Origin of the sequence: Duganella sp. FT27W (genome assembly GCF_009295655.1) — a bacterium.
GTDB lineage: Bacteria > Pseudomonadota > Gammaproteobacteria > Burkholderiales > Burkholderiaceae_D > Rugamonas > Rugamonas zoogloeoides.
In genome coordinates this window covers 1,144,101-1,164,364 of sequence record NZ_WHIV01000003.1, presented here as the reverse complement: position 1 = coordinate 1,164,364, position 20,264 = coordinate 1,144,101, and the positions used below count along the sequence as shown (strand labels likewise).

Below are 20,264 nucleotides of genomic sequence, written 5' to 3'. Positions count from 1 at the left end.
GCTGCAATGAAGAGGGGCTCCATCTGGAGCCCCTTTTTTTACGCCGCTTTGCTGTCGCTGTCGATCGACAGGTCGGCATCGCCGTTGAACACGGCCATGTCGGTTTCGCCCATCACCCGGCTGGTCAGGGTGCCGGCCGTGATCGAGCCGCTGACGTTGAGCGCGGTGCGGCCCATGTCGATCAGCGGTTCGATCGAGATCAGCAAACCGGCCAGCGCCACCGGCAGGTTCATCGACGACAGCACGATCAGCGCGGCAAACGTGGCGCCGCCGCCGACGCCGGCCACGCCCACCGAACCGATGGTGATGATGGCCAGCAGCGGTGCGATGAAGTTGAACGTGAACGGATCGATGCCGACGGTCGGCGCAATCATGATCGCCAGCATGGCCGGGTAGATGCCGGCGCAGCCATTCTGGCCGATGGTGGCGCCGATCGAGGCGGCAAAGTTGGCGATGCCTTCGGACGTGCCCAGGCGCTGGGTCTGGGTTGCCACGCTCATCGGAATCGAGCCGGCGCTGCTGCGCGAGGTGAACGCAAAGGTCAGCACCGGCAGGATTTTTTTCACGAACCGCAGCGGGTTGAGGCCGGCGCCGGTGACGATCAAGAGGTGCACGACGAACATCAGAAGCAGCGCGCTGTACGACGCCAGCACGAAGTCAATCAGGTGCAGGATGTCGGTCGGGCTCGACGTGGACACCATGCCCGCCATCAGCGCGAACACGCCGTAGGGCGTCAGGCGCAGCACTAGCGTGACGATGCGCATGACGATCGCGTGGGCTACTTTCACGAAGTGATCGAACGAGCTGAACAGATCAGGCTTCTTGTCGTGGATGCCGCTCGCTGCCACGCCGATGAACACGGCAAAGATCACGATCGCAATGGTGGACGTCTTGCGCGCACCGGTCAGATCGAGGAACGGGTTGGCCGGAATGAACGAGAGCAGCATGTTCGGCAGCGAAATCGCCTGCGCCGTGCCGACCTTGCCTTCGAGGTACACGCCGCGCGCGACGTCGGCGGCTGACGCGGTCAGGCCCACGGCGGTAAGACTGAACGCCTTGGCCATCAGGATGCCGATGCCGGCCGCCACCAGCGTGGTGAGCATCAGCGTGCCGATGGTCAGCACGCTGATCTTGCCCAGCGAATCGAGGCCCTTGAGCTTGAGGATGGCCGAGATGATCGACACCATAATTAGCGGCATGATGATCATCTGCAGCAGCTTGATGTAGCCGGAGCCAACGATGTCCAGGTACTCGTTGGTGGTGGCCAGTTCGGCCGCGCCCACGCCATAGATCGCCTGCAGCGCCGCACCGAGCGCCACGCCCAGCCCCATGCCGGTGAACACCCGCACCGAAAAGGACGCATTGCGCCGCTGGAGAATGTAGAGCACGCCCAGCAGCACGGCGGCTGCCACCAGGTTCAGTATCACGTTGATCGCCATATTGTTCTTCTTTCACTGCAAATAAATAAAGCCCGCAAACAGCTGGCGGGGTCAGCCATTTTATAGGGGTTGATTACGCTGCGGGATAACGAAGTGTTTCAAGAAACGAATATTTAGCTATATCTCCATAAGATTTTCATATAAGGGCTGAAAGTTGGGACCACGCTGCGGACTGCGTTAAAATCGATATTCATTTCCGTATCACAACTATCGTTTTGATACCATGTCCACCAGGAGGGAGAGCATGGCAAGCAAACGTATGAAGGTCGGGCCCAAGCTGGCACTGGGATTCGGCCTGGTGCTGGTATGTTGCTGTCGATTGCGGCACTGGGCGTGTACAACATGAGCACGATCCATGCCAAGCTCGACCGCGTGGTCAACGAGAATGCCGTGAAAACCGAGCTGGTGGGACGGATGTCGGAATCGGTCCATATCGTTGCGCGCGTATCGCGCTCGGTGGTGCTGCTCGACAATGACGCAGCCATCGCCAACGAAATGAACAAGGTTGCCAGCGCACGCAAAGCCTACGACGAGGCGCGCGACCAGTTGGCCGCGATGCCGGCCACCGCTGCCGGCGTGGCCATCCGCGACCGCATTGCCGGGATGCAGAATGCGTCACGCGAGTTCAACAACAAGGTGTTCGAGCTGGCCCGCGCGCACGACGACGTGGCTGCCACCGAAGTACTGATGAAGCAGGCCGGCCCGGTTACCCAGCAGTGGCAGGACGCCATGGCCGAATACGCCGCACTCCAGCGCGCCACTAATCAGGCCGATGCCGACGCCGCATCCACCGCCTATGCGCGCGCCCGCACCGTGATGCTGGCGCTGAGCGCGCTGGCGATCGCCATCGGCGTGGTGGCCTCGGTGCTGATCGCGCGCAGCCTGCTGCGCCAGCTCGGCGGCGAACCCGACTACGCGGCCGACATCGCCGGCCGCATCGCTGCCGGCGACCTGACGGTGGCGGTCGATACCCGCCACGACGACAACCACAGCATGCTGCACGCGATGAAGATGATGCGCGATGCGCTGTCGGCCATCGTTACCGAAGTGCGCACCGGCACCCGGACCATCGCTGCCGCCTCGACCGAGATCGCGGCCGGCAACCAGGACTTGTCGTCGCGCACCGAGCAGCAGGCCAGCGCGCTTGAAGAAACCGCCTCGTCGATGGAAGAGCTGACCAGCGCCGTGCGCCAGAATACCGACAATGCGCGCCAGGCCAATGTGCTGGCCGACGCCGCCTCGACCGTGGCGCGCCAGGGCGGCTCGGTGGTGGCGCAGGTGGTCGATACGATGGGCGCCATCAACGATTCCTCGCGCAAGATCGTCGACATCATTGCCGTCATCGACGGCATCGCGTTCCAGACCAATATCCTGGCCCTGAATGCCGCCGTGGAAGCGGCGCGCGCCGGCGAGCAGGGCAGGGGCTTCGCGGTGGTGGCCACCGAGGTGCGCAACCTGGCGCAGCGCTCGGCCTCGGCCGCGCGCGAGATCAAGGAACTGATCGGCAACTCGGTCGAAAAGGTGGAAATCGGCAGTAAGCTCGTCGAGCAGGCCGGGCAGACCATGAACGACGTGGTGGACAGCGTGCAGCGCGTCAACGACATCATGGTGGAAATTTCCAGCGCCGGCCACGAGCAGAGCGCCGGCATCGAGCAGATCAACCAGGCCGTCACCGAGATGGATACCGTCACACAGCAAAATGCCGCGCTGGTGGAAGAAGCCGCTGCCGCAGCGGAAGCCTTGCAAGAGCAGGCGGCCAACCTGGAGCGCATCGTCAGCGTGTTCCGCGTCGATGGCTTGCCGGCGGCGCCGGTGTCGGCGAAGCCAGCTTTATCGCGCAAGGCGGTACCCCGGTTGGCGGCGCACTGAAAACCGGTCCGCCTGCGCGGGAATGACGTGTTATCGGCGCCAGAACGTCAATCCGTCATTGCCGCGCAGGCGGGAATCCAGTCTGCACCACCGGCACTATTACCTCGAACACCGTGCGCCCATCCCCGGTGGCCGCCAGCCGATACTGAAAACCGTGGCGGCCCATCACCTCGCGCACGAACAGCAGGCCGATGCCCTGGCCGCCTTTCTTGGTGGTGAAGAACGGCGTAAATAGTTGCTCGGCCGGTACGCCGCCGAGCAGGTTGCCGGTATCGAACACCGACAGGCGCACCGCGCCATCCTCGCAGGCCAGCACGAACTTGATGGCTTGCCGCTCACCGGCCGCCTGTTCCACCGCCTCCATCGCGTTCTTGACCACGTTGAGCAGCGCCTGCTCCATCAGTTGCCGGTCCAGCGCCAGCAGCGGCGCCGTGTCGCAGCGGCCCCAGCCGATCTGGATGCCCCGGCTGCGGCACGGTTCGCGGTACAGGTACAGGATGTCGTCCATGATGTCGCGCAGTGCGCATGGCCGCAGCTCGGGCGCCGGCATCTTGACCACGCGCGTAAAACGTTCGATGAATTCGCCCAGGCGCACGTTGCGCTGCTTGACGGCGGCAATCGCGGTGCCGAAATCCTCGCCGTCGCGCTCGGCCAGCTGGCCGCGATAATACAGCAGCGAATCGAGCACAGAGCCGGTGGCCGCGACCGTGTTGTTGACCTCGTGCGCGAGCACGCGGATCAGCTTGTCGTACGTGGATTTTTCCGAGCTTTCCAGTTCTTCCGTCAGTTCCTCGACCAGCAGGAAGTGGCGCGGAAAACCGCGATCGTGGAACTGGCCGCGCTGTCCCCGGTAGCGGCGGCCGCTGGCGGCGGTCAGCATCCGGCTCTCGCCCAGCGGCAGGGCATCCAGTTGCGCCAGCAGGCCTTGATCGCCATCGTCCCTGGCCAGCGCGCGCAGGGTCTGGCCGCACGGCGCCGGCGCACCGGCGGGTGTACCGACCAGCGCCTGGGCGCTGGCATTGAGCAGGCTGACATTGCCATCGAAATCGAACACGATGACCGCGCTGGGCGTCGCTTCCAGCAGCCGGTCAAGAAAACCCTGCTGTTCTCCCAGTTGCAGGCGCTCGCGGTACAGGCGTTCGAGCATGGTGTTGAACAGCGCCACCAGTTCGCCCAGTTCGCCATCGCCGCTGCCTTGCAGGCGCGCGGCATAGTGCTGGTCTTGCAGCAGGTCGTGGAAGTGGCGCGTGTAGCCGAGCGGCTCGAGCGCGCGGCCGATCAGGCGCAGGCCAAGGAACAGGCTCACCAGCAGCGCCGCTTCCAGCGCCAGCATGGTTTGCGGCGTATCGCGCAGCAGCACCACCATCAGCACGATCGCGAGCACATGTACGACTACCAGATAGGCGTACAGCTTGTGGCGCAAGCTCATGCGAACCTCGCAAGACCTGCTGCGCGCCCTGTGATCGCCGCTGCATTGCGCAGCGCGTGCCCGCGCACCGGCGCTACTGCCGACGATACCGAACCGCTCGCGACGGTCTTTCGCGGTTCGTTCATGGCTGGGGCTCGGTTTCGGCAGCGCTACCCAGGCCGTGCCGCTCGAGGCGCCGGTACAGCGCGGTGCGGCTTACGCCGAGCGCCTTGGCCACGCGCGAGATATTGCCCTGGTGCTGGTCGAGCGCGTGGGCGATCATGTGGCGCTCCACCTGCTCGAGGGTCATGCCGTCCACGCCGAGGCGTCGGTTGCCGGCGATGCTGCCACCGTGCTCGTGCTGTTCGGCGGCGATGAAGTCGGCCTGTTTCAGTTCGGTCTTGCCGACCAGCAGCAGGGTGCGCTCCAGCGTCTGCTTGAGCTGGCGAATATTGCCGGGCCACGGCTGGGCGGACAGCCATTCCAGCGCCTGCGGCGCCAGCGTGGCCGGTCCCAGGCCGTAGCTGCGGGCGACGTCGGTGAGGATGTGGCGCGCCAGCAAGGGGATGTCGCTGCGCCGCTCGCGCAGCGCCGGCAGACGGATGGTAATCAGGTTGAGACGATAGAATAAATCTTCGCGGAAGTCGCCGGCCGCCACCAGTTCGGCCAGCTCGCGGTTGGTAGCGGACACCACCCGGATATCGGCGCGCTCGGTGCGGCTGGCGCCGACCGGCTGGTAGCTCTGGTCTTGCAGCACGCGCAGCAGCTTGACCTGGTCGGAGCGATTCAGTTCGCCGATCTCGTCGAGGAACAGCGTGCCCTGGTGGGCGCTGGCCACGTGGCCCTTGCGGTCGGTGCGCGCATCGGTAAAGGCGCCGCGCACGTGGCCGAACATTTCGCTCTCGAACAGCGTGGGCGTGATCGCCCCCATGTTGATCTTGACGATGGCCTGGTCCGCGCGCGGGCTGTTGCGGTGGATGGCGTCCGCCACCAGTTCCTTGCCGCTGCCGCTCTCGCCCAGGATCAGCACCGGCGCGCGGGTGGCGGCCACCTGACCGATGGTGGCCAGCACCTTGAGCAGGCGCGGGTGCTCGCCGACGATGGCCGAAAAATCGAAGCGGGCGTCGAGCGCGCGCCGTTCGGCGTGCGCGGCGCAATGCGATCGCGACTGCCCTGGGCTGGCGGCTGCCGGATCGTCCGGGGCGCCGGTCAAGGTGCCGGCCAGCGCGCCTGCTGCAGCGCCGTCCGCTGCTGATCCCGCTGTTGCCGGGGCCAGCCGATCCACGGTATCGAGCGTGGCCCGCACCAGCTCCGCCAGCTGCGTGTTATCCCACGGCTTGGTGAAAAAATTGGAGGCGCCGGCCTGCATGCCGCGCACGGCCAGGCCGATCGAGCCCCACGCCGTCATCAGCAGCACCGGTAGCACCGGGTGGGCTTGCCGGATGGCGGTCAGCAGCTGCAAGCCTTCGTCGCCACTCGTGTGCAGCGAAAAATTCATGTCTTGCAGCACCAGGTCCACCGGCTGGCGCGCCAGCGCGGCCAGCGCCTGAGCCGGGTCGTCGCTGCACACGGTGTGGTAGCCGGCCTGCTTGAGCAGCAGCGCCAGCGACACCTGGACCGCGCTGTCGTCATCGACAATCAGGATGCATTGCTTGCGGGGAGATTCCATCGATACGACAGCCTTATTCGTAGTGCAGCGCCTGCACGGGACTCAGTTGCGCGGCGCGCCAGCCCGGATACAGCGAAGACAGCAAGGATAGCAGATAGATCACACCGGCCGATAGCGCCGCCGCTGCCCAGAACACCGGCCAGTTCAGCGTCTCGCCCATCACACCGGTGAGCGGCAACTGCACCAGCAGCACCAGGCCCACCAGCATGGCGCTGGAACTGAGCAGGAATTGTTCGGCAACGATCTGGCGGTAGATGCTGGCGGAGGTGGCGCCCAGCGCGCGGCGCAGACCCAGTTCCGGGATGCGCTGCGTGGTGTTTTGCCACAGCACGCCGAACAGGCCGAACGCCACCATCACCAGCAGGAACGCCGCGATCACCGCGCCGATCTTGAGCGGCACCAGTTGCAGGCTCAGCATGGAGGCGCGCGCTTCGGTCAGCGGCGTGATCACCAGCGACCATTGCGGTTGCAGCTGCTTGATGCGGTTGCTGAGGGTGCTCTCGAATGCGCGTGGCGTGCCGGGCTGCAGCTTGAGCATGATGATCGTCATCGCCTCCTTCTCCACGCCGGGGCGAAAGCGCGGCAGCATGAATGGTTGCGGGGCCATGAACTCGCCCTGTGAGCGGTACGCCTCCACCACGCCTACCACGCGATAGCGGGTGGGGTTGGCGTCACCGCTGGCATCCGAAAACAGCTTGCCCACTGGCGCTCCCGCAGCCCCCGGAAACAGGCGCTCGGCCGCCAGTTGGTTGATGACGACTGGCGTGGTGTCGTTACCGTCGTCGGCGCCGGAGAACCAGCGGCCGCTGGTCACGCGCATGTCCATGGTGGCGCCGTACTGGTCACTCGCATCCTGGACATCTATGCGGACGGGACCGGTGCCGTCGGCACGCTGGTAGTCGCCGATGCGGCGCGACATCTCGTACACCGGCAGGGCCGCAAACGCCACGCTCTTCACCTCGGGCAGGGTGATCAGGTTGCGCTGCAACTGGTCGTAGATGGCGGCGTCGTTGACCAGCGGTTTGCCGGTGCGGATCTGCACCATCCACTGGTCGCGGTACGCAAAGCCGGTGGGCAGTTGCTGCAGCTGGACATAGCGCGCGGCAAACGCCGCCAGCGCGAACACCAGCACGAAGGCCAGCAGGATTTCCAGGCTCAGCATCAGGTTGCGCGACTTGCGCTGCCAGATCAGTTTCAACAGGTGGCGCAACATTATGCGGTTCCTTTCAGGGCTTGCACGGGCGCCAGGCGCGACATTTTCCAGGCCGGGATCACGCCCGACAGTACACCGAACACCAGCGTGATCAGCAGGCCATAGCCGAACACGGCCAGATTGAGATCGACCTGCAAATACGGAATCAGGCCCGACCCTTCGAGCCACCACAACACGCCGGCCGCCGCCAGCAGTCCAACCGCGCCGCCGGCCAGGCAAAGCAACACGTTTTCCAGCACCAGTTGCGCTACCAATTGGGCGCTGGTGGCGCCGAACGCCTTGCGCACGCCGATCTCGCTGCTGCGCTCCATGATGCGGCCGACGTTGAGGTTGACCAGGTTGAGCGCGGGCAGGGCCATGAACAGCAGCATCAGCACCACGATGGTGGTGAGCAGCTTGCCCACGCCCGCGTCATCGGCACGGCTCGACGTGAGCTGGCGGGCAAAGACTTCGAGCTTGGAGTCGCCCCAGAAGCGGTTGCGATCGAACTTGTTCGGATTGTCCGATGGCACACTGCGGGCCACGCTAATGAGTTGCTGCTTGATGGCGGGCAGGTCGGCAGCGGTACGGCCCAGCACCATCACGGTAAACATGCCGTACATCTGGCCCCTGTATTCGGTGGAGGGCAGGGTGGTGATCGGGGTCCAGATATCGGCATATGCGTTCAGGTGCAGCGCATCCTCCACTACGCCGATCACGGTAAACACCTGGCCGCCCACGCTGACTTTCTGGTCCAGGTACGGCTGGCCGGGAAACAGCCGGCGCGCGGTGGACGCGTTGACCACGGCCACCATACGCCCTTGCGCGTCATCGTCCTGCGTGGGCAGGCGGCCGGCCAGCAGCTTGAAGTCGAGGATCTGCCAGTACTCGGCGTCCACGCGGCGCATCATCACCTCGCTCACGCGCCCTTCCTGGTACACCGATACCGACTGCGGGAACAGGGTGGCCGACACCGCTTCCACGCCGCCCTTGCCTTGCAGCGGTTTCAGGTACTGCTCGATCACCTTGTAGCCGAACAGGCCGTTGCGGCGGTTGTTCTTGGTGGAGTGGCTCGACTCCATCAAGATCATTTGCACGAAGCGCTCGCTTTTGCCCTCCACCCCGGTCGGATAAAACGTGTTTTGCAGCAGCGCGGTGACCACCATCAGCACCACCAGCGTCAGCACGATGCACAGCATATTGATGGCGGTGAACAGTTTGCGGCGCATGAAGACTTTCCACGCCGTCAGCAGGTAATTTCGGAGCATGGCGGCCCCTTACGCGACCAGCTGGCCGTCGAACACGCGCACGATGCGCGAGGCCAGGCGGGCGTCGTGCTCGTTGTGGGTGACCATCACCACCGTCGTGCCCTCGCGGTGCAGTTGCAGCAGGATGTCCATCACTTCGCGGCCCATCTGGCTGTCGAGGTTGCCGGTTGGTTCGTCGGCCAGCAATACCTGCGGCTGGCCCACGATGGCGCGGGCGATCGCCACGCGCTGCTGCTGGCCGCCCGAAAGCTGGTTCGGATAATGGTCCATGCGCGCACCGAGGCCCACTTTTTCCAGCGCCTCGCGCGCCATGCGCCGGCGCCGCTTGGCGGGCAGGTCGCGGTACAGCAGCGGCAGTTCCACGTTGTCGATCACGCGCAAGTCGTTAATCAGGTGAAAGCTCTGGAAGATGAAGCCGAAAGTACTGTTGCGCAGCTGCGCCACGTGCTTGTCCTGGTACGACGCCACCGGCTGACCGCCGACCTCGATGGTGCCGCTGCCGGGCACGTCGAGCAGTCCGATCAGGTTGAGCAGGGTGCTCTTGCCGCAGCCGCTGGGGCCCATGATGCCGACGAACTCGGCCCTGGCGATGTGCAGGTCGATATCCTTGAGGGCCAGGGTTTCGACCTTGTCGGTGCGATAGGTTTTGCTGACGTTTTGCAGGCGTATCATGGTGTTCCTTTTAGTGGTCGATGCGAACGGTGTCGCGATCCTGGTAGCGGCTGGTATCGGAGGTGATCAGGCGGTCGCCCGCGCGGGCGCCTTGTAAAATTTCCACCACCTTGCCGTCGCCGGCGCCGATGTCGAGCGTGGTCTTGCGGGCCACGCCGTCGCGGACCACGAACACGTCTTGCGGACCGCGACCGTTGAAGGCGGGGCCGGCATCGACCAGCAGGGTGTTTTTCTTCTGTTCGGTGATGATGTTCACTTCCACCCGCAGCTTGTTGCGCAGCATGGCGTGGTGCGGCTCGTCGAGCACGACCAGCAGTTTGACGGTGCCGTTCTGGATCTCGGGCAGGATGGTCTGCACCACGCCACGGAGCTTGACGTTGCCTTGTTCCACCAGCACGGCCTGGCCCGGATCGAGCGCGCGCGCATGGAAGTCCGACAGCGACGCTTCCACCTTGTAGTTGTTGGGTTCCGACACCCGCGCCAGCATCTGGCCGATGGCCACGCTGGCGCCTTCGTCGGCCAGCAGCGAACTGAGCATACCGGCAAACGGCGCCCGCACGGCGGTCTGCGCCAGCAGCAGCTGCTGCTCCTGCAACTGCTTGTTGAGGATGTTCTTTTGCAGGCGGGCGCCATCGATATTGGTGGACGTGGCGCGGCGGCTGTCTTCGATCAGCTCCTGCTGCTGGCGCAGCGCGATCTCGTTGCGCTGCACGTTCAGCTCGGCCGTCAACAAATCCTCGGCCGACACGCCGCCGGCCTTGCGCAAGGTCTGGTAGCGGCCCAGCCGCACGCGCGTGGCTTGCAAGTCCAGTTGCAACAACTCGATGGCGCTGACCAGTTGCTTGCGCTTCTGGTCCAGTTCCTGCGTCAACGCGACGATGCGGTTTTCCTGCAGCGCCAGTTGTTCCTTGATGTTGTCGATCGCCAGCACCACGCTGCGGTTGTCGAGTTCGAGCAGCAAATCGCCGGCCTGCACCTGCTGGCCCAGCCGCGCATGGACCCTGGCCACGCGGCTCTGGATCGGGCTGGCGACCTGCTCTTCGTGCACCGGGATCACGATGCCGGAGGCATTGATGGTGTTGGCGATGCCGCCGGCGCGCACGGTGGCGATGCTAACGCTGTCGGCCGCCACGCTGGCGCCGACAGCGCGGTTGAGGCCCCATGCCGCCAGGCACACGGTGGCCAGCACGGCGGCCACCGCCAGCGCGGTGGTGGCGCGGCGGCGGGCGGTGACGTGCGGGCTGAGCGGTTGATCCATAGGTGTTCCGGCAAGGTTGAGTTGCACGACATAGTGCAACTGCCGTGCCAGTGCCGGGCATGAATAAAATCCTTGTTGAATCAAGATGTTATGTAGCGATCAAGGTTGCACTGCCAACGCTGGCCTGCCCGGCGCCGGGCACCGCTGCCCGGATCCGGACACACCGCCGCCTGTGGAAATTTACCAACCGTTGATTCAAAACAATGTGATACCGTGGAGACACAAAACCTATAAGGCGAGGCGGAAAATGGCGATCAAGATCTGCGCAGCGGGGTCTGGCGTGCCAGGCGTACTGGTTGCACTGCTGCTCATGCTGCCCGGCCCGGCCAGCGCTGGTGAGGACGACGACGGCATCGTCACCGACCGCCCCGACTTCGTCGAGTCGAGCAACGTGGTGGGCAAGGGACGCTTCCAGGTCGAGACCAGCATCGCCGTGGAACGCGACAAGGCTGACGGCATCAAGCTGCGCACCGTCTCCACGCCCACCTTGCTGCGCTTCGGCGTGGCCGAGGACTGGGAACTGCGCGTGGAAACCGACGGCCGCCTGCGCGCCACCGCCGACAATCCCGCCACCGGCCAGCGCCTGCGCGAGACTGGCTATGCCGACACCGCCGTCGGTGTGAAATGGCATATGGTCGATGACGAAGGCGCGCGGCCATCGATGGGCCTGCTGGCGCATTGGGACCTCGATACCGGCTCGGCACCGTTCCGCGCGCCCGGCAAGGGCGGTTCGCTGCGCGTGGTGGCCGAGTGGGACCTGCCCGGCGACCTGGGGCTGGGCGTGATGCCGGGCGTGGCCTGGCAGCGCAACGACGAGGGCCAACGTTTCACCAGCGGCATCTTCGCCGTGGTGCTGGGCAAGGAGTGGAACGACCGCCTGCGCACCTTTGTCGAATACTCGGCGCAGCAGATCGCCCATGCCCGCGACGGCGGCTCGATCAACACCCTCGACGTGGGCGCCGCCTGGCTGCTGGGCAAATCGGTGCAGGTCGATACGGCCGTCTCGCGCGCGCTCAATAAAAATACCCCCGACTGGAGCTGGACGGTCGGCTTGTCGCTCAAATTCTAGGAGTTGCGCATGCGCTGGACCATCAAGCGGCGTCTGCTGCTCTCGAACGTGGTGACGCTGGTGTTTGTCGGCCTGGTGGGCGTGGTCGGTTACCAGGCCGTGGCGGTGCTGAGCCGGGCGATGGACGCCATTACCATCAACGGCTCCGCCATGAAAGACCAACTGCAGGCGGATATGATGCACGACGCGCTGCGCGCCGATGTACTGGCCGCGCGGCTGGCGGCCGACCGCAACGACGCTGCCGAAATCAAGGGCGTGCGCGAGGATACGGCCGAGCACATCGCGCTGTTTCGCAAGCTGATCGACGACATGGGCGCAGCCACGACCGACGCCGAGATCCAGCAGGCCATGCGCCAGGTGCGTCCCGATGTCGATCGCTATCTTGCCAGCGCCCAGCAGATGGTGACGCTGGCGCTGTCCGACAAGGACACCGCGCAGGCGCAGTTCGGCGCGTTCATGGACACCTTCCGCGTGCTCGAGAAAAGCATGGCGGCGCTGAGCGACGTCATCGAGAAGAACTCCGACGCCACCAAGGCCGTGGGCGACGCGGCAGTGACCGGCTCGCGCTACCAGATCATCGGCTTTGCCGCGCTGGCGGCGCTGGTCTCGCTGCTGATGGGCCGCGCGCTGGCGCGCTCGATCATGACGCCGCTGAACCAGGCGGTGGGCTTTGCCGCCAGCGTGGCCAGGGGCGACCTGTCCGGGCGCATCGAGGTGGGCGACGACGACGTCTCCGAAACCGGCGTGCTCAAACGTGCCTTGCGCGACATGAACAGCAGCCTGCACCGCATCGTCAGCCAGGTGCGCGGCGGCACCGACGCCATCGCGCTCGCCTCGGGCGAAATTGCGGCCGGCAATATGGATTTATCGGCACGGACCGAGTCGCAAGCCAGTTCGCTGGAAGAAACCGCGTCGTCGATGGAAGAGATGACCACCATGGTCCACCACAACACCCGCCACGCCAATGAGGCCAACACGCTGGCGGCCTCGGCCACCGACGTGGCCGTGCGCGGCGGCGCCGTGATGACCGAGGTGGTGGCCACCATGGCGCAGATCAACGCCTCATCGCAGCGCATCGTCGACATCATCGGCGTGATCGAGGGCATCGCGTTCCAGACCAATATCCTGGCGCTCAATGCGGCCGTGGAAGCGGCGCGTGCCGGGGAGCAGGGCCGGGGCTTCGCGGTGGTGGCCTCCGAGGTGCGCGGCCTGGCCCAGCGCTCGGACGCGGCCGCCAAGGAAATCAAGCTGCTGATCGACGCCTCCGCCGGCCAGGTGGAAGCAGGCAGCACGCTCGTGGGCCAGGCCGGCGGCACCATGGACGAAGTGGTGGCCAGCATCGGCCGCGTCAACGCCATCGTGCGCGAGATCGCCAATTCGAGCCGCGAGCAGGAGCTCGGCATCGACCAGGTCAACGAGGCCATCGTCAGCATCGACAGCGCCACCCAGCAAAATGCCGCGCTGGTCGAGCAGGCCGCTGCCGCCGCCGGCGCGCTGCGCGAACAGGCCGATCAGCTGGCAGGCGTGGTGCAGGTGTTCCGGCTAGCCTGAGACAATATTTCTTGTTGTCATCGCAAGATGTGTGCATGTTATGATCGTCACTCAACATCATGCGATCGGGAGCGCTCGATATGGAAGCCGGGACGAGACAAAGACTGGCGGGAATGCGGTTGCTGCTGGTCGAGGACAATTTTCTCAACCAGCAAATAGCGTGCGAATTGCTGCAAGCCGAAGGCGCGGTGGTCACCGTGGCCAACGACGGCGCCGAAGGGCTGGCCTGTGTTGCGCAAAGCAGCCCCGGCGGATTCAACGCGATATTGATGGACATGCAAATGCCGGTCATGGACGGCTACGAAGCCACCCGCCGCCTGCGCGCCCAGGGCTACAGCAGTTTGCCGATCCTCGCGCTTACCGCCCATGTGCTCGAAACCGAGCGCAGCGAATGCCGCGCGGCCGGCATCGACGACTTCATCGCCAAACCCATCGACTTCGACGAACTGATCGTCACCGTGGCGCGTTACTGCCATCGCGCCTGACGCCTTGACTTTCCCCACTTAACTTTTAGATATCGCGCGAAATCGTTTTCAGATAAGCTTGGCGCTTTTGCCAAGGAATCGCCTACGATGAACGCGCCTTCTTCCCGACTGGACCTGCTCGACGCCTTGCGCGGGTTTGCCATCGTCTCGATCATGCTGCTGCATAACATCGAGCATTTCGACCTGTACTTCACGCCGCAGGGTGCGCCAGGCTGGCTGGTCGCGATCGACAAGGTGGTGTGGGATAGCATGTTCTTCCTGTTCGGCGGCAAATCGTATGCCATCTTCGCGCTGCTGTTCGGCGTGACCTTTTACATTCAATTCCAGGGCCGCGCCGCGCGCGGCGAGGATTTTCGACCGCGCTACGCGTGGCGCATGGTGCTGCTGCTGTGCTTTGGCTTGTTCAATTCCATGGTCTATCACGGCGATATCCTGAGTATGTACGCGGTGCTCGGACTGGCGCTCATTCCCGTGGCACGTTTGCGCGGCGCGGTGGTGTTTGCGATTGCGGTGATATTGCTGTTGCAACCGTATGCCTGGCTGGAGTGGTATTGGGCATTATCGGCGCCGAATGAAAAGCTGGCCGATCCGGCATCGTGGGCTTATTTTGGCCGCGCCAATGAATACATGAAACACGGCTCGATGACCGAGGTCTGGATCGGCAATCTCACCAATGGGAAAACCGGCGTGATTTTATGGAGCTGGGAGAATGGCCGGCTGTTCCAGATTCCCGCCTTGTTTATGCTCGGTATGTTGGCGGGCAGGGCGGGCTGGTTTGCATTATCCGAAGAGAATCAGCGGCGCTGGTGGCGCGTGCTGTTTATCGCCGTGGCAGCATTTATTCCCCTATATTTCATCAAGACGTATTCCGGTAGCTGGAATATCGGCCCGGCCCTTGAGCGGCCGCTGCTGGTCATTATTACGTCGTGGGCGAATCTCGCTTTGATGGCGTTCTTGGTCGCCTGTTTTAGCCTGGTATTTTATGCCCGTCCCGCGCTGGCATTTTTCTCGCCGCTGGGCCGGATGAGTTTGACCAGTTATGTCGTGCAATCAGTGGTTGGCACCGCGCTGTATTACGGCTATGGAATGGGCCTGTACCAACATACCGGCGCCACGGTGGCGCTGGCGATCGGCATCGTGCTGGCGCTGGCGCAACGCCAGTTCAGCGTGTGGTGGCTACGCTCTCATGCACAGGGACCGCTGGAAGCGCTCTGGCACCGCGCTACCTGGGCCGGGCAGGTGCGCCAGAAATTGGCGTGAATGTGCCGATTTTCGGCTTGAGCAGGTCGGCACGCAGCACTGCCGTCCTGCCTGCTTATTCTGCGGTTATTCGAGTTCGGGAGCTATCCAGGTAATCCGGCCATGGCCCGATTCATTCAGGCGCAATATCAGGGTTTCGGCTTCGGTATCGGGGAGGCTGAATTCGAAGCGGACATCGTCGCCATGGGCGACATTCTCCAAGGTGGCGCCGGCCGCTTCCAGTTCGCGCCGTATCATGCCTTCGAGCGCATACGGCGCGGTGCAGGTCAACAAGCGCTGCTTGATAATCGCGATTTTCTCGGCTTTTAATAAAGCTTGGGCCACGCTGTCGGTATAAGCGCGCACCAGGCCGCCGGCGCCGAGTTTTACGCCGCCAAAATAGCGCACCACGGTTGCCAATACACCTTCCAGGTCCTGGTGCCTTAATACGTCAAGCATGGGACGCCCGGCCGTGCCACTCGGTTCACCATCATCGACTGCTGCCGATTGGCCGCCGGCCAATAATGCCCAGCACACGTGCGCCGCTTGCGGATGCTGTGCCCATAACTGCGCGACGACTTTTTGCGCGGCAGCGCGATCGGCCATCGGCTGGACGCAAGCGATAAAGCGGCTTTTCTTGATCAGCAATTCATGCTGGACGGGGACGATAATTGTTTGGGGCATATTTGGCACAGCAAAGGTAAACCGGGCCATCGTGCCAGAAATCCCGGTGAAAGACAAAAATCGCGGCGATGCCGCCGCGATATAATCCTGCATTGAGTAACCGGAAACGACCATGAGCGACATAGCAGACCAGGAACACGACGACCAATTGATGCGCGAGCTGGGCCTGGCAGACCTCGGCTTCTCACTGATGCGCCTCGAAGGCCGGGTATTCCTGCGCCTGACCGGCATGGTGGAATACGGCGGCCGCCGTTATCCTTACGACCTGGTGCCGGCACAAGGCGTGCTGGCCAAGCCATCGAAATGGCGCAAGCTCGACGCTGACGCCCGCGCGGCCGTCCTGCGTGAACGGGCCAGCCCGGCCGTGGTGGACGAACTGCACGGCCACGTCGAAGCGTTCGTGCAGGAAATCGCCGACGCCAGCGACGATTGCGACCTCGATCCGCAGCCGTTCCTGCAAGGCCTGGCCGATATGCAGATCTCGGAACCGGCCGGCATGGTGTTCGACCGCATCCGCCAGCGCCTGCAACACGCGGTCGAGCGCGACATGGAAGAACAGCACGCCGAACGCACGCGCCAGAGCATCAACCTGGCCGAGTATCCGGCGTCGTTCGAGGTGGCGCGCCGCATCAAGCGCAAGTTCATCGCACTGCTGGGCCCCACCAATTCCGGTAAAACCCACCAGGCCATCGAAGCGCTGGCCAAGGCGCCCAGCGGCGTGTATCTGGCGCCCTTGCGCTTGCTGGCGCTGGAAAACTACGAGCGCCTGCAAGCGATGCAGCAGCATGGCCGGCCGCTGGCTGTCAGCCTGGTCACGGGCGAAGAACGGCGCCTGGAACCAGGCGCCACCCACGTGGCCAGCACGGTCGAGATGCTCGACACCCGTACGCCAGTGGATGTGGCCGTGATCGACGAGATCCAGATGCTGGCCGACCGCGACCGTGGCGCCGCCTGGACCGCTGCCGTCTGCGGCGCCCCCGCCCACACCGTGTACCTGGTGGGCGCGCCCGAAGCGCGGCGCGCCATCGAAGTGCTGGCCGCACGCCTGGACTGCGAACTGGAAGTGCATGTGCTCAAGCGCAAGGGGCCGCTGTCGATGGAAGAGAGCCCGGTACGCAAGCTCACGGGATTGCAGCGCGGCGACGCCATCATCTGCTTTTCGCGCCGCGAAGTGCTGATGTGGCGCGACAATGTGACCGAAGCGGGCCTGTCGGTGGCCACAGTCTATGGCAACCTGTCGCCGGAAGTGCGGCGCGCCCAGGCCCAGCGCTTCCGCGACGGCGCTGCCGACGTGGTGGTGGGTACCGACGCGATTGCCATGGGCCTGAACATGCCGATCGCGCGCATTGTCATGACCACCAGCGTCAAGTACAACGGCTACGAAGAAGAAGAAATTCCGGCCGCACTGGCGCGCCAGATCGCCGGCCGGGCAGGGCGCTTCGGCGTCCACGAAGAAGGCCTCGTGGCCGGCTTCGATGCCGAGACCCACAACGTCATGCGCTCGCTGCTGCGCGAAAAGCCGGTGCCACTGAAAACCACCGGCTTTGCGGTGGCCCCCACGCTGGAGCACCTGCATCGCATCTCGGCCGTAACCAACGAGCACGGCCTGGCCAAGCTGCTCAAGCGCTTCGTCCACAACATCGACGTGCCCGACGGCTTTTTTTATCCGCGCATCACCGAAGACCAGTTCGAGCGCGCGGCCTGGCTCGATATGCTGCAATTGTCGGTGGCAGAAAAATTCGCGCTGTCGCTGGTGCCGATCTCGGCCAAGGTACACAGCCTGCAACACGCGTGGGAAAGCTGGGCCACGGCCCTGGCCCACAAGAAAATCACCCACCTCAAGCCGGAAAACAACCCGGTGCACTACATGAATTTGCAGGAAGCGGAAGACGCCTGCCGCCTGTACTCGGCCTACGCCTGGCTGGCCTACCGCCAACCCGAACACTTCCCGGACACGGCGCTGGCCCTGCGGCTGTCACGCGAAGCGTCGGAGCGGGTGGATGCGATTTTGCAAGATCAAAATTCGGCGGCGCGCAAGCGGCAGCCGAAAAAGTTCAGGCGGCGTTAGCCTGCCAACAGATCGCGCCGCATCACCAGCACGTCCACACCATGATTCACGGCGCGAAACATCGGCTTCCAGCCCAGCCTGGCATACAGGCCGCCTGTAAACACTTCAGTCTGTAGATGGAGTTGCGTGACGCCGTATTGCCGTGCGCGGTGCACGAGGGCGTCGATCAGGTGTTCGGCAAGATGGTTGCCACGGTAGGCCGCAGCCACATAAAGCGGGCCCAACCAGCAGGTATTTTCAGGGAAATCAAAGACTGGCTCGGTCTTGAGCTGCACACAGGCAACAACCGCATCGCCGTCGAGCGCAATCAGCACCAGCGGCAAGGCGTTGGCGCGCGTGGCACACAGTGCACGCTCGAAGCGGTCGAGTTCATGTTGGAGCGTGAAGCCGTCGGCGCGGCCCCATTCGTCGTAGCACCAGCGTGCCAGAACCGGCACAGCTGCGGGGTAATCTGCCAGGGTGGCAATGGTGAACTGCTTGGTCATCGTTCGCCTTCTTCCGTGAGTACACTGATTGTGCACTCACGCGAACGATATTCGCTACGTTTTTACTACCGGTAATGCTGATCTTGCTGTTACGGCTTACAGCGGCTGGTAAGGACCGTGGCTGTACGGCTCGGCCCACAGTTCGAAGATGCGGCGAACGATGGCTTTCCACGAACGGCGTGGAGCTTTAGGGGCAGCGGCGATGGTGTTGATGTTGGCGGTAGCGGTGGTCATGATGGGCTCCTGTGAACTGCATTCAATGTGTCGATGAATGCATCTTACTGAAGTCTCAGATATAAAGATAATTTCAATTTACGATAAACGACATTCGCAAATTGAATTTCTTGGCTGAAAGAGATGTATCTTCCAGTGATATCTGTTATGCCAGGGGCGGCAGACGAAAAAAAAACGCCAACCGGGTAGCCGGCTGGCGTTTTCAGGTGTCTTGGTAGGCCGTGCGGGATTCGAACCTGCGACCAACGGATTAAAAGTCCGCTGCTCTACCAGCTGAGCTAACGACCCAAGGGCGCGAATTCTACAGGGGCCAGCAGAAAAATTCAACTATCCGGTAAAGATTTGACAGGCGAAGCAGGGCAGTCGCATTGTCCGTGCGCCCCCGATTCCGCGACCTCCGCTATGATAGCGACCTTGTTGGCAAGCTTGTCAGCGTATCAAGGACAAGCAGGACAAGGAATCACATGACTTCTGCTGTATTAAAAAAACAACACGCACCATCGCAGTTCGGCTATATCAACCTGCTCAAGGCCGTCGCCGCGCAACTGATCGTGCTGCACCACCTGGCGTTTTACGGACCGATGGCCGACTACGTGCGTCCGGTGTTTCCCGACCTGATAGGCTGGCTCGGTGACAGCGCCCGCATCGCGGTGCAGGTATTCCTGGTGATCGGCGGCTTCCTGGCGGCCAAGTCGTTGTCGCCCGCCGGCTTGCCATCGCACGCCAGTCCGCTCGGTGCCATCTGGCACCGCTATACCAAGCTGGCGCCGCCGTTCATTGCCGCCACACTGGTTGCTGCTGCCGCATCTGCCCTGGCAAGTCGCTGGATGGTGCACGACTCGATCTCGGACCCGGCCACGCTGGCGCAACTGGCTGCCCACGCGGTACTGCTGCACGGCGTGCTCGACTATCCTTCGTTGTCCGCCGGCGCCTGGTATGTCGCCATCGACTTCCAGTTGTATGCGGCGCTGGTACTGCTGCTGTGGCTGGCCGGTGTGCTGGTCGGCAAGCATGTCGTGCGGTGGCTGATGCCTTTATTGGTAGCCGTCGGTATCACCATGTCGCTACTGCATTTCAACCTCGATGCGGAATGGGATTCGTGGGCGCCATATTTCTTCGGCAGCTACGGCCTGGGCCTGATGGCCTGGTGGGGCAGCGACCCCGCTCGCAAGCCAGGCGCCACCACCCTGATCATGCTGGCAGCGCTGCTGCCTGCGCTGGCCGGGCTGGTACTGGAGTTTCGCAGCCGCATTGCCCTGGCGCTGGTGGTGGCAAGCGTGCTGTTCGTCTGTGGCAGGATCAGGACGGCATCGAACGGCAATGCCTGGACAGCCATCAACAAGCTGGGCAAGATTTCGTACTCGGTATTCCTGATCCACTTCCCGGTGTGCCTGCTGGTCAACGCCGCCTTTACCCGTTTTGTCGATCCCGAACCGGAACTGCAAATGCTGGGCATGCTGCTGGCCTGGAGCACCAGCCTGCTGGCCGGCGCCGCTTTTCACCGCTGGGTCGAGCTGCCATTGAGCCGCGCGGTGCAGTTCGTCAGCCACAAGATCGATACGCGTGACTGGCTCAAGCCCGACAGCGGACGGGCTGGAGTGGTCACGCTGCGATAAATACATCGTTCCAGGATAGTCAGCAAAACGCCGGCCTCGCGCCGGCGTTTTTTATGGC

The 20,264-nt window shown here is 63.7% G+C and carries 17 protein-coding genes and 1 tRNA gene; 7 read left to right on the top strand and 11 right to left on the bottom strand.

The window, feature by feature from the left end; translation table 11 throughout:
• Positions 1–38 precede the first annotated feature (38 nt).
• Positions 39–1,439: an L-cystine transporter gene (locus F8197_RS17035; RefSeq protein WP_152882818.1), complete on the bottom strand. Its 1,401-nt coding sequence runs from the start codon at positions 1,437–1,439 to the stop codon at positions 39–41.
• Between the two features lie 306 nt (positions 1,440–1,745).
• On the opposite strand from F8197_RS17035, the gene F8197_RS17030 reads away from it, so the two are divergent.
• Positions 1,746–3,308, top strand: a complete 1,563-nt coding sequence (locus F8197_RS17030; protein WP_304506167.1) for a methyl-accepting chemotaxis protein — start codon at positions 1,746–1,748, stop codon at positions 3,306–3,308.
• 55 nt (positions 3,309–3,363) lie between these two features.
• Here the strand turns inward: F8197_RS17030 and F8197_RS17025 are convergent, their stop codons facing one another.
• From F8197_RS17025 to F8197_RS17000, 6 genes are all read right to left on the bottom strand, one after another.
• Positions 3,364–4,737, bottom strand: coding sequence for a PAS domain-containing sensor histidine kinase (locus tag F8197_RS17025; RefSeq protein ID WP_152882817.1), 1,374 nt, complete (start codon positions 4,735–4,737; stop codon positions 3,364–3,366).
• 121 nt (positions 4,738–4,858) lie between these two features.
• Positions 4,859–6,385: a sigma-54 dependent transcriptional regulator gene (locus tag F8197_RS17020; RefSeq protein ID WP_152882816.1), complete on the bottom strand. Its 1,527-nt coding sequence runs from the start codon at positions 6,383–6,385 to the stop codon at positions 4,859–4,861.
• 13 nt (positions 6,386–6,398) lie between these two features.
• Positions 6,399–7,598, bottom strand: coding sequence for an ABC transporter permease (locus tag F8197_RS17015; RefSeq protein WP_152882815.1), 1,200 nt, complete (start codon positions 7,596–7,598; stop codon positions 6,399–6,401).
• Entirely contained in the window at positions 7,598–8,845 is a 1,248-nt protein-coding gene (locus F8197_RS17010; protein ID WP_152882814.1) for an ABC transporter permease, read from the bottom strand. The genes F8197_RS17015 and F8197_RS17010 overlap by 1 nt, the downstream gene beginning before the upstream one ends.
• 9 nt (positions 8,846–8,854) lie before the next feature.
• Positions 8,855–9,517 (bottom strand): ABC transporter ATP-binding protein, encoded by a 663-nt coding sequence (locus F8197_RS17005; RefSeq protein WP_152882813.1) that lies wholly within the window; start codon positions 9,515–9,517, stop codon positions 8,855–8,857.
• A gap of 10 nt (positions 9,518–9,527) precedes the next feature.
• Complete coding sequence (locus F8197_RS17000) at positions 9,528–10,775, bottom strand: efflux RND transporter periplasmic adaptor subunit (protein WP_152882812.1); 1,248 nt, start codon at positions 10,773–10,775, stop codon at positions 9,528–9,530.
• 247 nt (positions 10,776–11,022) lie between these two features.
• On the opposite strand from F8197_RS17000, the gene F8197_RS16995 reads away from it, so the two are divergent.
• The 4 genes from F8197_RS16995 to F8197_RS16980 all read left to right on the top strand — a co-directional run bounded on the left by F8197_RS16995 (position 11,023) and on the right by F8197_RS16980 (position 15,140).
• On the top strand, positions 11,023–11,844 hold the full coding sequence (locus tag F8197_RS16995) for a transporter (protein ID WP_152882811.1): 822 nt from the start codon (positions 11,023–11,025) through the stop codon (positions 11,842–11,844).
• A gap of 9 nt (positions 11,845–11,853) precedes the next feature.
• Positions 11,854–13,395, top strand: a complete 1,542-nt coding sequence (locus F8197_RS29285) for a methyl-accepting chemotaxis protein (RefSeq protein ID WP_152882810.1) — start codon at positions 11,854–11,856, stop codon at positions 13,393–13,395.
• 113 nt (positions 13,396–13,508) lie between these two features.
• Positions 13,509–13,880: a response regulator gene (locus F8197_RS16985; protein WP_227012286.1), complete on the top strand. Its 372-nt coding sequence runs from the start codon at positions 13,509–13,511 to the stop codon at positions 13,878–13,880.
• Positions 13,881–13,967: 87 nt separating this feature from the next.
• The gene (locus F8197_RS16980) at positions 13,968–15,140 is read left to right on the top strand and encodes a DUF418 domain-containing protein (protein ID WP_152882808.1); all 1,173 of its coding nucleotides are present in this window, start codon (positions 13,968–13,970) and stop codon (positions 15,138–15,140) included.
• A gap of 66 nt (positions 15,141–15,206) precedes the next feature.
• On the opposite strand, the gene F8197_RS16975 is transcribed toward F8197_RS16980, so the two are convergent.
• Positions 15,207–15,803 carry a YigZ family protein gene (locus tag F8197_RS16975; protein WP_056139479.1) on the bottom strand — a complete coding sequence of 199 codons (597 nt, stop codon included), beginning with the start codon at positions 15,801–15,803 and terminating at the stop codon, positions 15,207–15,209.
• A 112-nt stretch (positions 15,804–15,915) separates the two neighbouring features.
• On the opposite strand from F8197_RS16975, the gene F8197_RS16970 reads away from it, so the two are divergent.
• Positions 15,916–17,871, top strand: a complete 1,956-nt coding sequence (locus F8197_RS16970) for a helicase-related protein (RefSeq protein ID WP_152882807.1) — start codon at positions 15,916–15,918, stop codon at positions 17,869–17,871.
• Here the strand turns inward: F8197_RS16970 and F8197_RS16965 are convergent.
• The 3 genes from F8197_RS16965 to F8197_RS16960 all read right to left on the bottom strand — a co-directional run bounded on the left by F8197_RS16965 (position 17,868) and on the right by F8197_RS16960 (position 18,878).
• Complete coding sequence (locus F8197_RS16965) at positions 17,868–18,356, bottom strand: GNAT family N-acetyltransferase (RefSeq protein WP_152882806.1); 489 nt, start codon at positions 18,354–18,356, stop codon at positions 17,868–17,870. The genes F8197_RS16970 and F8197_RS16965 overlap by 4 nt on opposite strands.
• A gap of 96 nt (positions 18,357–18,452) precedes the next feature.
• Positions 18,453–18,590, bottom strand: a complete 138-nt coding sequence (locus F8197_RS28610) for a hypothetical protein (RefSeq protein WP_019924896.1) — start codon at positions 18,588–18,590, stop codon at positions 18,453–18,455.
• Positions 18,591–18,802: 212 nt separating this feature from the next.
• Positions 18,803–18,878: transfer RNA gene (locus tag F8197_RS16960), tRNA-Lys, on the bottom strand.
• Positions 18,879–19,054: 176 nt separating this feature from the next.
• On the opposite strand from F8197_RS16960, the gene F8197_RS16955 reads away from it, so the two are divergent.
• On the top strand, positions 19,055–20,206 hold the full coding sequence (locus F8197_RS16955) for an acyltransferase (RefSeq protein ID WP_152882805.1): 1,152 nt from the start codon (positions 19,055–19,057) through the stop codon (positions 20,204–20,206).
• Positions 20,207–20,264 lie beyond the last annotated feature (58 nt).

Excerpts from the sequence above, each read along its gene's own strand:
- F8197_RS17035 (WP_152882818.1), bottom strand. The coding sequence starts at position 1,439 with ATGGCGATCAACGTGATACTGAACCTGGTGGCAGCCGCCGTGCTGCTG.
- F8197_RS17030 (WP_304506167.1), top strand. The coding sequence starts at position 1,746 with ATGTTGCTGTCGATTGCGGCACTGGGCGTGTACAACATGAGCACGATC.
- F8197_RS17025 (WP_152882817.1), bottom strand. The coding sequence starts at position 4,737 with ATGAGCTTGCGCCACAAGCTGTACGCCTATCTGGTAGTCGTACATGTG.
- F8197_RS17020 (WP_152882816.1), bottom strand. The coding sequence starts at position 6,385 with ATGGAATCTCCCCGCAAGCAATGCATCCTGATTGTCGATGACGACAGC.
- F8197_RS17015 (WP_152882815.1), bottom strand. The coding sequence starts at position 7,598 with ATGTTGCGCCACCTGTTGAAACTGATCTGGCAGCGCAAGTCGCGCAAC.
- F8197_RS17010 (WP_152882814.1), bottom strand. The coding sequence starts at position 8,845 with ATGCTCCGAAATTACCTGCTGACGGCGTGGAAAGTCTTCATGCGCCGC.
- F8197_RS17005 (WP_152882813.1), bottom strand. The coding sequence starts at position 9,517 with ATGATACGCCTGCAAAACGTCAGCAAAACCTATCGCACCGACAAGGTC.
- F8197_RS17000 (WP_152882812.1), bottom strand. The coding sequence starts at position 10,775 with ATGGATCAACCGCTCAGCCCGCACGTCACCGCCCGCCGCCGCGCCACC.
- F8197_RS16995 (WP_152882811.1), top strand. The coding sequence starts at position 11,023 with ATGGCGATCAAGATCTGCGCAGCGGGGTCTGGCGTGCCAGGCGTACTG.
- F8197_RS29285 (WP_152882810.1), top strand. The coding sequence starts at position 11,854 with ATGCGCTGGACCATCAAGCGGCGTCTGCTGCTCTCGAACGTGGTGACG.
- F8197_RS16985 (WP_227012286.1), top strand. The coding sequence starts at position 13,509 with ATGCGGTTGCTGCTGGTCGAGGACAATTTTCTCAACCAGCAAATAGCG.
- F8197_RS16980 (WP_152882808.1), top strand. The coding sequence starts at position 13,968 with ATGAACGCGCCTTCTTCCCGACTGGACCTGCTCGACGCCTTGCGCGGG.
- F8197_RS16975 (WP_056139479.1), bottom strand. The coding sequence starts at position 15,803 with ATGCCCCAAACAATTATCGTCCCCGTCCAGCATGAATTGCTGATCAAG.
- F8197_RS16970 (WP_152882807.1), top strand. The coding sequence starts at position 15,916 with ATGAGCGACATAGCAGACCAGGAACACGACGACCAATTGATGCGCGAG.
- F8197_RS16965 (WP_152882806.1), bottom strand. The coding sequence starts at position 18,356 with ATGACCAAGCAGTTCACCATTGCCACCCTGGCAGATTACCCCGCAGCT.
- F8197_RS28610 (WP_019924896.1), bottom strand. The coding sequence starts at position 18,590 with ATGACCACCGCTACCGCCAACATCAACACCATCGCCGCTGCCCCTAAA.
- F8197_RS16955 (WP_152882805.1), top strand. The coding sequence starts at position 19,055 with ATGACTTCTGCTGTATTAAAAAAACAACACGCACCATCGCAGTTCGGC.